The organism is Atlantibacter sp. MEI4A-1023, from assembly GCF_056155425.1.
The window spans coordinates 1147934-1162279 of the sequence record NZ_CM149568.1 but is presented as its reverse complement, the minus strand read 5'-3'; the positions used below and the strand labels follow the sequence as shown (position 1 = coordinate 1162279).

The 14346-nt window shown below is 53.6% G+C and carries 6 protein-coding genes, 2 tRNA genes and 3 rRNA genes; 4 read left to right on the top strand and 7 right to left on the bottom strand.

Annotated features, from left to right (window positions below):
• Positions 1–70: 70 nt before the first annotated feature.
• The 4 genes from ACVV26_RS05625 (at position 71) to ACVV26_RS05610 (ending at position 5296) form a co-directional block, all read left to right on the top strand.
• A complete protein-coding gene (locus ACVV26_RS05625) occupies positions 71–772 on the top strand; it encodes a tRNA-uridine aminocarboxypropyltransferase (protein WP_474800351.1) in 702 nt (233 codons plus the stop codon).
• A 32-nt stretch (positions 773–804) separates the two neighbouring features.
• Positions 805–3462: a bifunctional acetate--CoA ligase family protein/GNAT family N-acetyltransferase gene (locus tag ACVV26_RS05620; protein WP_474800350.1), complete on the top strand. Its 2658-nt coding sequence runs from the start codon at positions 805–807 to the stop codon at positions 3460–3462.
• Positions 3463–3576: 114 nt separating this feature from the next.
• A complete protein-coding gene (gene pssA / locus ACVV26_RS05615) occupies positions 3577–4932 on the top strand; it encodes a CDP-diacylglycerol--serine O-phosphatidyltransferase (protein ID WP_474801745.1) in 1356 nt (451 codons plus the stop codon).
• Between the two features lie 40 nt (positions 4933–4972).
• Positions 4973–5296: a YfiM family lipoprotein gene (locus ACVV26_RS05610; RefSeq protein WP_474801743.1), complete on the top strand. Its 324-nt coding sequence runs from the start codon at positions 4973–4975 to the stop codon at positions 5294–5296.
• 5 nt (positions 5297–5301) lie between these two features.
• Here the strand turns inward: ACVV26_RS05610 and ACVV26_RS05605 are convergent, their stop codons facing one another.
• From ACVV26_RS05605 to clpB, 7 genes are all read right to left on the bottom strand, one after another.
• Positions 5302–5757: a DUF4385 domain-containing protein gene (locus ACVV26_RS05605; protein WP_474800349.1), complete on the bottom strand. Its 456-nt coding sequence runs from the start codon at positions 5755–5757 to the stop codon at positions 5302–5304.
• A gap of 275 nt (positions 5758–6032) precedes the next feature.
• Positions 6033–6148, bottom strand: a 5S ribosomal RNA gene (gene rrf / locus ACVV26_RS05600).
• A gap of 112 nt (positions 6149–6260) precedes the next feature.
• Positions 6261–9169: ribosomal RNA gene (locus ACVV26_RS05595) — 23S ribosomal RNA — on the bottom strand.
• Positions 9170–9366: 197 nt separating this feature from the next.
• Positions 9367–9442: transfer RNA gene (locus ACVV26_RS05590), tRNA-Ala, on the bottom strand.
• A gap of 107 nt (positions 9443–9549) precedes the next feature.
• Positions 9550–9626: transfer RNA gene (locus ACVV26_RS05585), tRNA-Ile, on the bottom strand.
• Between the two features lie 70 nt (positions 9627–9696).
• A 16S ribosomal RNA gene (locus ACVV26_RS05580) occupies positions 9697–11238 on the bottom strand.
• The 16S, 23S and 5S rRNA genes sit together here with 2 tRNA genes alongside, the layout of an rRNA operon.
• A 455-nt stretch (positions 11239–11693) precedes the next feature.
• Entirely contained in the window at positions 11694–14267 is a 2574-nt protein-coding gene (gene clpB / locus ACVV26_RS05575; RefSeq protein WP_312985275.1) for an ATP-dependent chaperone ClpB, read from the bottom strand.
• Between the last annotated feature and the right edge of the window lie 79 nt (positions 14268–14346).

Genomic DNA, 14346 nt, shown 5'->3' with positions numbered 1-14346 from the left:
CGGGGGCATCTTCCGGATGCCCCGTTTTGTTATCTACGCTAGAATAGCGTTTTTACGTTAATTCCCCCTGATGACTGAAAACGCTGTCCTTCGACTTCGCGCTGAACGCCTGGCGCGCGCCACCCGTCCGTTTCTTGCCCGAGGCAACCGCATCCGCCGCTGCCAGCGCTGCCTGCTGCCGTTAAAACAGTGCCTGTGCGAAGCATTGCAGCCCGTTGCGGCGCGCAGCCGGTTCTGCCTGGTGATGTTTGATACCGAACCGATGAAACCCAGCAATACCGGACGCTTGATTGCCGATGTATTGCCCGACACCGCTGCCTTTCAATGGTCGCGCACCGAGCCGCCGCAGGCGCTGATCGACCTGGTAAACGATCCGGCTTATCAGCCAATGGTGGTGTTCCCGGCATCCTATGCCGATGCGCAGCGAGAAGTACTTACCACGGTTATGCCACACGCCAAACCACCGCTGTTTATTATGCTCGATGGCACATGGACAGAAGCGCGTAAAATGTTCCGTAAAAGCCCGTATCTGGATGCGTTACCCGTCATCTCGGTCGATCTCAGTAAAACCTCGGCATACCGACTGCGTGAAGCCCACGGCGACGGCCAGTATTGCACGGCCGAAGTGGCCATCGCCTTACTTGAACTGGCGGGCGATGCGCAGGCCTCACAAGGGCTGGCCGACCATTTCACACTATTTCGCGAGCGTTATCTGGCGGGTAAACCTCATCATCAGGGAAGCGTCACAGCAACCGAGCCCGAAAGCGTTTAAAATCATTCATTCACATCCTCGGGGGGAATGTTATGAGTCAACGTGGGCTGGAAGCGCTACTTCGACCGAAATCCATCGCCGTGATTGGCGCGTCCGTGAAGCCCGACAGAGCGGGCTACCTGATGATGAGAAATCTCTTATCAGGGGGTTTTTCCGGGCCGGTATTGCCCGTTACGCCAGCTTATAAAGCGGTGTGCGGGGTGATGACCTGGCCGGACATCGCCAGTCTGCCCTTCCCGCCCGATCTGGCGGTAATTTGTACCAACCCCAGCCGCAACGAGGCGCTGCTCAACGCCCTCGGCGAAAAAGGCTGCAAGACCTGTATCATTCTCTCCTCACCCAAAGAGCAGCAGGCCACACTGCTGGAATGTGCCCACCGCTGGCAGATGCGCCTTCTGGGGCCGAATAGCCTGGGCCTGCTGGCACCGTGGCAAGGACTCAACGCCAGCTTTTCCCCGGTGCCGATCCGCAAGGGCAAACTGGCGTTTGTGTCACAATCTGCCGCTGTTTCAAACACGATTCTCGACTGGGCGCAGCAGCGCGAAATGGGGTTTTCCTACTTTATCGCCCTGGGGGACAGCCTGGATATTGATGTCGACGAGCTGCTGGACTATCTCTCGCGGGATACCAAAACCAGTGCGATTTTGCTTTACCTCGAACAGCTTAGCGATGCGCGCCGTTTTGTGTCCGCCGCGCGTAGCGCCTCACGTAATAAACCCATTCTGGTGATCAAGAGCGGACGCAGCCCGTCGGCGCGCCAGTTGTTGAATGCAGAAACCGGATTAGACGGTGCCTGGGATGCCGCCATCCAGCGTGCTGGCCTGCTGCGCGTGCAGGATACCCATGAACTGTTCTCTGCTGTTGAGACCTTAAGCCATATGCGCCCGCTGCGTGGCGAGCGGTTGATGATTGTCAGCAACGGCGCTGCGCCTGCCGCCCTGGCGCTGGATGAACTGTGGTTACGTAACGGCAAACTGGCAAGCCTCGGAGATGACATCGTCAGCCGCCTCGCTGGCGTGGTGCCTGCGGGCGTGAACGTCGCTAATCCTCTGGATTTACGCGATGACGCCACCACGCAACGCTATGTTCAGGCGCTGGAAATTCTGCTGGATAGCCAGGATTTTGACGCGTTAATGATTATCCACTCTCCGAGCGCCGCCGCGCCGGGCAGCGAAAGCGCAAGGGCGATCATCGAATTGCTGGCCCGTCATCCTCGAGGACGTTACGTGACGCTACTTACTAACTGGTGCGGCGAGTTTTCGTCTCAGGAAGCGCGCCGCTGGTTCAGCGATGCCGGTATCCCTACCTATCGCACACCAGAAGGCACTGTCACGGCGTTTATGCATATGGTGGAATATCGCCGTAACCAGAAGCAGTTGCGTGAAACACCGTCGCTGCCGGCAAACCTCACCGCCAATACGGCTGAAGTGCATCAATTGATCACCCGGGCGCTGGAAGAGGGTGCCACGCATCTGGATACCCACGAGGTACAGCCCATTCTTCAGGCGTATGGTTTGCAAACCCTGCCGACCTGGATTGCTGGCGACAGCGCCGAAGCAGTGCATATTGCTAAGCAGATCGGTTATCCCGTTGCCCTGAAGCTACGTTCGCCGGATATTCCCCATAAGTCCGAGGTCCAGGGGGTTATGCTGTATTTGCGTACAGCGACTGAAGTACAACAGGCCGCTGACGCCATTCTCGACCGGGTGAAAATGACCTGGCCTCAGGCGCGCATTCACGGCTTACTGGTGCAGAGCATGGCTAACCGTGCAGGGGCCCAGGAGTTACGTGTCGTCGTAGAGCAGGACCCGGTGTTTGGTCCATTAATTATGCTCGGCGATGGCGGTATGGCGTGGCGCCAGGATCAGGCGGCTGTGGCGCTGCCTCCCTTGAACATGAACCTGGCGCGCTATCTGGTCATTCAGGCGATAAAAAGCGGCACGATCCGCGGTCGCAGCGCATTACGCGCGCTGGATATTGCGGGTCTGAGCCAGTTTCTGGTGCAGGTATCGAACCTGATTGTCGATTGCCCGGAAATCAAACGGCTGGATATTCATCCGCTTTTGGTATCCGGCAATGAATTTACCGCGCTGGATGTGACGCTTGAGCTGGAAGCCTTTGAAGGCGATGCGGATGCGCGGTTGGCGATACGACCATACCCACATCAGTTGGAAGAAACCGTTACCCTCAAAAATGGTCAAACCTGCCTGTTCAGGCCCATTTTGCCGGAGGATGAGCCGGAACTTCGGCGCTTTATTTCTCAGGTCACCAAAGAAGATCTGTATTATCGCTATTTCAGCGAGATCAATGAATTTACCCATGAAGATTTAGCGAATATGACCCAGATCGACTACGATCGTGAAATGGCATTTGTGGCGGTATTCTCCCATGAAGGCCAGGAACAGATCCTGGGCGTTACGCGCGCGATCTCAGATCCCGATAATGTGGATGCAGAGTTTGCCGTGCTGGTTCGCTCCGATCTGAAGGGTCTGGGATTAGGCCGAAAATTACTTGAAAAACTCATCGCTTATACGCGAGATCATGGTCTTGAACGCCTGAACGGCATTACGATGCCCAACAACCGAGGTATGGTAGCGCTGGCGAGAAAACTGGGTTTTGCTGTCGACATCCAGTTAGAAGATGGCATCGTTGGACTGACCTTAGCCTTGAATAAAACGCGGGATTCGTGAGTAAGGTATTGGAAATGTTACTCACATTCCTGAGTAGTAATGTTATTATCCACCGCTACCGTCGTCCGCCCCTCAGGGATGGCCACCTACTGTATAGAGAAGATATGCACTGTGATGTTGTCTAAATTTAAACGAAACAAACATCAACAACACCTTGCCCAACTACCTAAGCTTTCTCAGTCTGTTGATGATGTAGCGTTTTATTTCTCTCCGGCCGACTTTCGCGCCACTTTGCTGCAAAAGATCGCCAGCGCGACGAAACGCATCTGCATTATTGCCCTTTATCTTGAACAAGATGATGGTGGGCTCGGCATTCTGTCAGCACTCTACGAAGCTAAGCGTCAACGCCCTGAACTGGATGTCTGTGTACTGGTTGACTGGCATCGCGCACAGCGTGGCCGTATCGGCGCTGCCGCTTCGAACACCAATGCCGACTGGTATTGCCGGATGGCGCAGGAAAACCCGGACGTTAAAATCCAGGTATACGGCATTCCCGTTAATACCCGAGAAGCTCTCGGCGTTTTGCACTATAAAGGCTTTATTATCGATGATAGCGTTATCTACAGCGGTGCCAGCTTAAACGACGTTTATCTGCATCAGCATGATAAGTATCGTTACGATCGCTATCAGTCGATCCGCAACCCCCGTCTCGCCGACATTATGTACGATTGGGTGAACACCAACCTGATCCAGGGGCGAGCGGTAAACCGGCTCGATACACCTGAGCGCCCGAAAAGCCAGGAAATCAAAAATGATGTCCGGCTGTTCCGCCAGGAATTACGCGACGCGGTATATCATTTTGCGGGTGATGCTGACAACGAACAACTGTCCGTCACCCCACTGGTCGGGCTTGGGAAATCCAGCCCGCTCAATAAAACCATCTTCCACCTGATGCCCTGCGCCGAGCAGAAGCTGACCATTTGCACCCCTTACTTCAACCTGCCTGCTATCCTGGTGCGTAATATCATTCAACTACTCCGCGATGGCAAACAGGTCGAAATTATTGTTGGCGATAAAACTGCGAACGACTTTTATATCCCGGAAGATCAGCCGTTTAAAATCATTGGCGCATTGCCATATCTGTATGAAATTAACCTGCGCCGCTTCCTGAGCCGTCTCCAGTATTATGTCAATACGGGTCAGTTGACCGTACGGCTATGGAAAGATGATGACAACACGTACCATCTGAAAGGCATGTGGGTCGATGATGAGTGGATGCTGCTGACTGGTAACAATCTTAACCCGCGCGCCTGGCGTTTGGATCTGGAAAACGCGATCCTTATCCACGATCCAAAACATGAGCTGGCGGCGCAACGCGATAAAGAGCTTGAGCTGATCCGCACGCATACTACGGTGGTTCAGCATTATCGGGATTTGGAAAGCATCGCGGATTATCCGGTGAAGGTCCGTAAACTGATCCGTCGTTTACGGCGCATCCGAATTGACCGCTTAATCAGCCGTATTCTGTGAATAATCGCCCTGCATGCAGGGCTTTTTTATGAGCACCGTAATGCACCGGTTTTTATTGATTACCTTGTTTTCTCTCACAGGCTGTAGCCATATGGCGAACGATCGATGGAGCGGGCAGGATAAGGCCCAGCACTTTATCGCCTCAGCGATGCTATCTGCCGCTGGCAACGAATATGGGCAGCATCAGGCCTGGTCGCGGGATGCCAGTGCGGGATTTGGATTAATGTTTTCGGTAGGTCTAGGCGCATCAAAAGAGCTATGGGACAGCCGCCCAGCAGGAAGCGGCTGGAGCTGGAAAGATTTTGCCTGGGATGTGGCGGGGGCGACAACTGGCTATTCTATCTGGCAGCTCGCACAGTATTAGTTTGCTCATCCCCACTTCGCCTGATGCTCTCGTTTACGTTTTAAATAGTCTTCATCTTCGCGGATCTTATCCCACCAGGTTTTAAATACCGCAGCGGCGGCAGCCTTCACCGGATCGTTACCGCGCTCATGCAAGCTTCCATCTTCGGTATATTTTTTACCACCTTTGTAATTGGCATATCGTCGGGCGCGGGTATATCCCATCTGGATAAATTTACGGGCCATATCCATGCCGACGAAATCGTCCTGCTGCCGATACGCTTCAAATAACTGGTAAATCTTTTCCGCTGATTTAATCGCCGACTCTTCATCTTTATAGCGCCACCAGGGAAGGATTTCGCCTTTATAGGGTTCAACCAGCAGCACGCCTTGTTCACCACGGCCCACCTGATATTTATCAGGGTGCTTTCGAAAATCGATTTGCGAGAAATCCTGCTGATAGTCGAACTCTTTTTTGGTCATTCGCTTCTCCGTTGCGGTCGTTTCAAACCTCTTAAAGATAGTTTATTGATGTTAACGCAGGGAGATTATCGGAGAAGAAGAGGAATATTGCAGACAGCAAAAAGCCCATCCGTGAGGATGGGCTTCTGCTTTGTTTGATGCCTGGCAGTTGATGAATCACGCAGTGATTCACCCTTCGGGCCGTTGCTGCGCAACGTTCAAAAGCTTTCGCTTTTGTCCTACTCTCTGTCGAGTAGTGAACTGCCCCGATATCCGCACAGATACTTCAATTTGATGCCTGGCAGTTCCCTACTCTCGCATGGGGAGACCCCACACTACCATCGGCGCTACGGCGTTTCACTTCTGAGTTCGGCATGGGGTCAGGTGGGACCACCGCGCTCTTGCCGCCAGGCAAATTCTGTTCACCTGCCGCACTGGTTATTTCTCACAGGGCCGCAGGCATTAATCCGGTTAAGCTGAAAATCTCTCTCAATCACCCAGCACCAAAACCACTCTGGCGTTGTAAGGTTAAGCCTCACGGCTCATTAGTACCGGTTAGCTCAACGCATCGCTGCGCTTACACACCCGGCCTATCAACGTCGTCGTCTTCAACGTTCCTTCAGGAGACTTAAAGTCTCAGGGAGAACTCATCTCGGGGCAAGTTTCGTGCTTAGATGCTTTCAGCACTTATCTCTTCCGCATGTAGCTACCGGGCAGTGCCATTGGCATGACAACCCGAACACCAGTGATGCGTCCACTCCGGTCCTCTCGTACTAGGAGCAGCCCCCCTCAATTCTCCAGCGCCCACGGCAGATAGGGACCGAACTGTCTCACGACGTTCTAAACCCAGCTCGCGTACCACTTTAAATGGCGAACAGCCATACCCTTGGGACCTACTTCAGCCCCAGGATGTGATGAGCCGACATCGAGGTGCCAAACACCGCCGTCGATATGAACTCTTGGGCGGTATCAGCCTGTTATCCCCGGAGTACCTTTTATCCGTTGAGCGATGGCCCTTCCATTCAGAACCACCGGATCACTATGACCTGCTTTCGCACCTGCTCGCGCCGTCACGCTCGCAGTCAAGCTGGCTTATGCCATTGCACTAACCTCCTGATGTCCGACCAGGATTAGCCAACCTTCGTGCTCCTCCGTTACGCTTTAGGAGGAGACCGCCCCAGTCAAACTACCCACCAGACACTGTCCGCAACCCGGATCACGGGTCCACGTTAGAACACCAGCCATTAAAGGGTGGTATTTCAAGGATGGCTCCACGCAGACTGGCGTCCACGCTTCAAAGCCTCCCACCTATCCTGCACATCAAGGACCAGTGTTCAGTGTCAAGCTATAGTAAAGGTTCACGGGGTCTTTCCGTCTTGCCGCGGGTACACTGCATCTTCACAGCGATTTCAATTTCACTGAGTCTCGGGTGGAGACAGCCTGGCCATCATTACGCCATTCGTGCAGGTCGGAACTTACCCGACAAGGAATTTCGCTACCTTAGGACCGTTATAGTTACGGCCGCCGTTTACCGGGGCTTCGATCAGGAGCTTCTCCTCGCGGATAACCCCATCAATTAACCTTCCGGCACCGGGCAGGCGTCACACCGTATACGTCCACTTTCGTGTTTGCACAGTGCTGTGTTTTTAATAAACAGTTGCAGCCAGCTGGTATCTTCGACTGGCTTCAGCTCTACGGGTAAACCGCTTCACCTACATGCCAGCGTGCCTTCTCCCGAAGTTACGGCACCATTTTGCCTAGTTCCTTCACCCGAGTTCTCTCAAGCGCCTTGGTATTCTCTACCTGACCACCTGTGTCGGTTTGGGGTACGATTTCGTGTTACCTGATGCTTAGAGGCTTTTCCTGGAAGCAGGGCATTTGTCACTTCAGCACCGTGGTGCCTCGTCATCACGCCTCAGTGTTAACAGCATTCCGGATTTACCTGGAACACCCACCTACACGCTTAAACCGGGACAACCGTCGCCCGGCCAACATAGCCTTCTCCGTCCCCCCTTCGCAGTAACACCAAGTACAGGAATATTAACCTGTTTCCCATCGACTACGCCTTTCGGCCTCGCCTTAGGGGTCGACTCACCCTGCCCCGATTAACGTTGGACAGGAACCCTTGGTCTTCCGGCGAGCGGGCTTTTCACCCGCTTTATCGTTACTTATGTCAGCATTCGCACTTCTGATACCTCCAGCAGACCTCACAGTCCACCTTCGACGGCTTACAGAACGCTCCCCTACCCAACAACGCATAAGCGTCGCTGCCGCAGCTTCGGTGCATGGTTTAGCCCCGTTACATCTTCCGCGCAGGCCGACTCGACCAGTGAGCTATTACGCTTTCTTTAAATGATGGCTGCTTCTAAGCCAACATCCTGGCTGTCTGGGCCTTCCCACATCGTTTCCCACTTAACCATGACTTTGGGACCTTAGCTGGCGGTCTGGGTTGTTTCCCTCTTCACGACGGACGTTAGCACCCGCCGTGTGTCTCCCGTGATAACATTCTGTGGTATTCGTAGTTTGCATCGGGTTGGTAAGCCGGGATGGCCCCCTAGCCGAAACAGTGCTCTACCCCCACAGATGAATTCACGAGGCGCTACCTAAATAGCTTTCGGGGAGAACCAGCTATCTCCCGGTTTGATTGGCCTTTCACCCCCAGCCACAGGTCATCCGCTAATTTTTCAACATTAGTCGGTTCGGTCCTCCAGTTAGTGTTACCCAACCTTCAACCTGCCCATGGCTAGATCACCGGGTTTCGGGTCTATACCCTGCAACTTAACGCCCAGTTAAGACTCGGTTTCCCTGCGGCTCCCCTATACGGTTAACCTTGCTACAGAATATAAGTCGCTGACCCATTATACAAAAGGTACGCAGTCACCCCATAAATGAGGCTCCCACTGCTTGTACGTACACGGTTTCAGGTTCTTTTTCACTCCCCTCGCCGGGGTTCTTTTCGCCTTTCCCTCACGGTACTGGTTCACTATCGGTCAGTCAGGAGTATTTAGCCTTGGAGGATGGTCCCCCCGTATTCAGACAGGATGTCACGTGTCCCGCCCTACTCATCGAGTTCACAGCATATGCGCTTTTGTGTACGGGACTATCACCCTGTACCGTCGGACTTTCCAGACCGTTCCACTAACACACATGCTGATTCAGACTCTGGGCTGCTCCCCGTTCGCTCGCCGCTACTGGGGGAATCTCGGTTGATTTCTTTTCCTCGGGGTACTTAGATGTTTCAGTTCCCCCGGTTCGCCTCGTTAACCTATGTATTCAGTTAACGATAGTGCAACGAATTGCACTGGGTTTCCCCATTCGGACATCGTCGGTTATAGCGGTTCATATCACCTTACCGACGCTTTTCGCAGATTAGCACGTCCTTCATCGCCTCTGACTGCCAGGGCATCCACCGTGTACGCTTGGTCGCTTAACCTCACAACCCGGAGCAGTTTCTGCTTCGTGCTGCAAGTGTTTGAGAGACTCTGGCATGGCATCGTCATTCCTTATTACGGAGAAATGCGACGGCATGCCGTTTCAATTTTCAGCTTGTTCCGGATTGTTAAAGAGCAAAACTTCGCAGTGGACCTTTTCAGGACCACTCTGAAGTTTTCTGGTATCTTGCAGTAAAGATGGTGGAGCTATGCGGGATCGAACCGCAGACCTCCTGCGTGCAAAGCAGGCGCTCTCCCAGCTGAGCTATAGCCCCATCGTAGTGAAATCCCGTCAACCGCAATTTTTCCTGAGACAAGGCGCGCAAGGACGAAGCACAGTGAACTGTGCGGGTCATTTCGCAACGCAGTGTCAGGGAAAATTTGGTAGGCCTGAGTGGACTTGAACCACCGACCTCACCCTTATCAGGGGTGCGCTCTAACCACCTGAGCTACAAGCCTGCAGAGATTTTTACTGCTCGTTTTCTATCAGACAATCTGTGTGAGCACTGCGCGGGCTGTATCTTTAAGGTAAGGAGGTGATCCAACCGCAGGTTCCCCTACGGTTACCTTGTTACGACTTCACCCCAGTCATGAATCACAAAGTGGTAAGCGCCCTCCCGGAGGTTAAGCTACCTACTTCTTTTGCAACCCACTCCCATGGTGTGACGGGCGGTGTGTACAAGGCCCGGGAACGTATTCACCGTGGCATTCTGATCCACGATTACTAGCGATTCCGACTTCATGGAGTCGAGTTGCAGACTCCAATCCGGACTACGACGCACTTTATGAGGTCCGCTTGCTCTCGCGAGGTCGCTTCTCTTTGTATGCGCCATTGTAGCACGTGTGTAGCCCTGGTCGTAAGGGCCATGATGACTTGACGTCATCCCCACCTTCCTCCAGTTTATCACTGGCAGTCTCCTTTGAGTTCCCGGCCGGACCGCTGGCAACAAAGGATAAGGGTTGCGCTCGTTGCGGGACTTAACCCAACATTTCACAACACGAGCTGACGACAGCCATGCAGCACCTGTCTCACAGTTCCCGAAGGCACTTCCGCATCTCTGCAGAATTCTGTGGATGTCAAGACCAGGTAAGGTTCTTCGCGTTGCATCGAATTAAACCACATGCTCCACCGCTTGTGCGGGCCCCCGTCAATTCATTTGAGTTTTAACCTTGCGGCCGTACTCCCCAGGCGGTCGACTTAACGCGTTAGCTCCGGAAGCCACGCCTCAAGGGCACAACCTCCAAGTCGACATCGTTTACGGCGTGGACTACCAGGGTATCTAATCCTGTTTGCTCCCCACGCTTTCGCACCTGAGCGTCAGTCTTTGTCCAGGGGGCCGCCTTCGCCACCGGTATTCCTCCAGATCTCTACGCATTTCACCGCTACACCTGGAATTCTACCCCCCTCTACAAGACTCAAGCCTGCCAGTTTCGGATGCAGTTCCCAGGTTGAGCCCGGGGATTTCACATCCGACTTGACAGACCGCCTGCGTGCGCTTTACGCCCAGTAATTCCGATTAACGCTTGCACCCTCCGTATTACCGCGGCTGCTGGCACGGAGTTAGCCGGTGCTTCTTCTGCGGGTAACGTCAATGAAAGCGGTTATTAACCACTCTCCCTTCCTCCCCGCTGAAAGTACTTTACAACCCGAAGGCCTTCTTCATACACGCGGCATGGCTGCATCAGGCTTGCGCCCATTGTGCAATATTCCCCACTGCTGCCTCCCGTAGGAGTCTGGACCGTGTCTCAGTTCCAGTGTGGCTGGTCATCCTCTCAGACCAGCTAGGGATCGTCGCCTAGGTGAGCCGTTACCCCACCTACTAGCTAATCCCATCTGGGTTCATCTGATGGCAAGAGGCCCGAAGGTCCCCCTCTTTGGTCTTGCGACGTTATGCGGTATTAGCTACCGTTTCCAGTAGTTATCCCCCTCCATCAGGCAGATCCCCAGACATTACTCACCCGTCCGCCACTCGTCAGCAAAGCAGCAAGCTGCTTCCTGTTACCGTTCGACTTGCATGTGTTAGGCCTGCCGCCAGCGTTCAATCTGAGCCATGATCAAACTCTTCAATTTAAAAGTTTGATGCTCGTGAATTAAACTTCGTAATGAATTACGTGTTCACTCAGAGACTTGATAATTCTATGTGCATCCGAAGATGCTGAGATATCAATCCTGCGAGTGCCCACACAGATTGTCTGATAAATTGTTAAAGAGCAGTTGCGACGCGGCTTTCAGCTCACTGTCACGAGGTGGCGTATATTACGCTTTCCTCTTTCAGAGTCAAGCGTTTAATTTCGCTATTCCCTGCCGAACTCCCCGGAGGGACTTCGCTGACCGGCCGGCTCATTCGCCGTTGTTCCGTGTCAGTGGTGGCGCATTATAGGGAGTAATCAGAATCTGACAAGCCTAAAATTCAAAAAATTTTCCGTTCGCTCACATTTCAAACAAAACCCATCTGAAACGGCTCATTTTGGTGATTTTATAAACAAAACGGGCTCCTGTGAGCCCGTTTTTGTGACTAACACCACTTATTGCACCGCAACGATGCGCTCATCTTTTACGGTCAGCTCAATCGGTTTACCCGGGATGAGCTCGCCAGAAAGGATCTGCTGGGCAAGCGGGTTCTCGATTTGCTGCTGGATAGCCCGTTTAAGCGGACGCGCGCCGTAAACCGGGTCATAGCCATTTTCGCCAAGCAGCCGCAGCGCATCTTCGGACATCTCAACCTGATACCCACGCTCTTCCAGCCGTTTGTAAAGCCGTTGCAACTGGATCTGCGCAATCGAGGCGATATGTTTCTGACCCAGCGGGTGGAATACCACCACTTCATCGATACGGTTAATGAATTCCGGTCTGAAGTTTTGGCTTACCACATTAAGGACCAGATCCTTCATATGGCTATAGTCGAGCTCGCCAAAACGCTCCTGGATCAGATCCGACCCCAGGTTGGAGGTCATAATCACTACCGTATTACGGAAATCCACCGTACGCCCTTGCCCATCGGTAAGGCGTCCATCGTCCAATACCTGCAGCAGAATGTTAAACACATCCGGATGCGCTTTTTCCACTTCATCCAGCAGGATGACGGAGTAAGGACGACGGCGCACCGCTTCGGTCAGGTAACCGCCTTCTTCATAGCCGACGTATCCCGGAGGCGCGCCGACCAAACGCGACACGGAGTGTTTCTCCATAAACTCGGACATATCGATACGCACCATCGCGTCATCGCTATCGAACATAAAGTTCGCCAGCGCTTTACACAGCTCCGTTTTCCCTACCCCAGTCGGACCAAGGAACAGGAACGAACCAATTGGGCGGTTAGGATCGGACAAACCAGCGCGGCTACGGCGAATGGCGTTAGAAACCGCTTCAACCGCTTCATCCTGGCCAATCACCCGCTGATGCAGGTCTTGCTCCATGCGCAGCAGTTTTTCCCGCTCGCTTTCCATCATTCGTGCAACCGGAATGCCGGTCCAGCGCGCCAGCACTTCTGCGATTTCTGCATCAGTGACTTTATTACGCAGCAGGCGCATGGTTTTGCCTTCGCTTTGCGTCGCGGCGGCCAGCTGTTTTTCAAGCTCAGGGATTTTCCCGTACTGCAATTCTGACATGCGGGCCAGATCGCCCACACGGCGCGCTTGCTCAATGGCGATTTTGGCCTGTTCCAGTTCCGCCTTGATAGTTTGAGTGCCGGAAAGTGAGGCTTTCTCCGCCTTCCACTCTTCTTCCAGTTCCGAATATTGACGTTCTTTATCAGAAAGCTCTTCATTCAGCATATCGAGACGCTTTTTGCTGGCCTCATCAGACTCTTTCAACAGCGCCTGCTGTTCCAGTTTCAGCTGAATGATGCGGCGGTCGAGCCGGTCCAGTTCTTCCGGTTTCGAGTCTATCTGCATACGAATGCTGGATGCTGCTTCATCGATCAGGTCGATGGCTTTATCCGGCAACTGCCGGTCAGCAATATAGCGGTGCGACAGCGTTGCCGCTGCCACGATCGCCGGGTCAGTGATCTGTACATGGTGGTGCAATTCATAGCGTTCTTTCAGACCACGCAGGATCGCGATGGTATCTTCTACAGTTGGCTCGGCGACAAACACCTTCTGGAAACGGCGCTCCAGAGCGGCGTCTTTCTCAATGTACTGACGATACTCATCCAGCGTCGTCGCACCCACGCAGTGCAGTTCACCACGCGCCAGCGCGGGTTTCAGCATGTTCCCGGCGTCCATCGCACCATCGGCTTTACCTGCGCCGACCATGGTGTGCAATTCGTCAATAAACAGAATGACGTTACCTTCCTGCTTAGAGAGATCGCTAAGTACGCCTTTTAAGCGCTCTTCGAATTCACCACGATACTTCGCCCCGGCCACCAGCGCGCCCATATCCAGCGCTAGTACGCGGCGGCCTTTTAAGCCTTCCGGGACTTCGCCATTGACGATGCGCTGTGCCAGCCCTTCGACGATAGCGGTTTTACCCACCCCGGGCTCGCCGATCAGGACCGGGTTGTTTTTAGTACGGCGTTGTAATACCTGGATAGTGCGGCGGATCTCTTCGTCACGGCCAATCACCGGGTCAAGCTTGCCCTGCTCGGCACGCTCGGTGAGATCGAGGGTGTATTTTTTCAAAGCCTGGCGCTGATCTTCAGCCCCCTGATCGTTCACGCTTTCACCTCCACGCATTTGCGTAATCGCCTGAGTAATATTCGCGGTATTGGCGCCCGCTGCCTTTAATAAGTCGGCGAGGGTGCCACGCGATTCAAGCGCCGCCAGAACAAACAGTTCAGACGATATAAAGTTGTCGCCCTGCTTTTGCGCCAGCTTGTCGCAAAGATTCAGGACGCGGACTAAATCCTGTGACGGCTGTACGTCGCCGCCGGTGCCTTCTACCTGCGGTAAACGGCTTAACGCCTGATCGATATCAGTGCGCAACTTGCCGGCATTAATGCCCGCCGAGGTAAGTAAAGGACGAACGGAACCCCCTTCCTGATTCAGCAAGGCGCTCATAAGATGTAAGGGTTCGATGAATTGGTTGTCGTGCCCCAGTGCCAGCGACTGGGCATCGGCAAGAGCAAGCTGGAATTTATTGGTAAGACGATCCAGACGCATAACTCCTCCCATAAACAGGTCAAATTTGCTACTGGAGATTAAATGAGGTCATCCCTCAATTATTCAAGGTGAATGACCT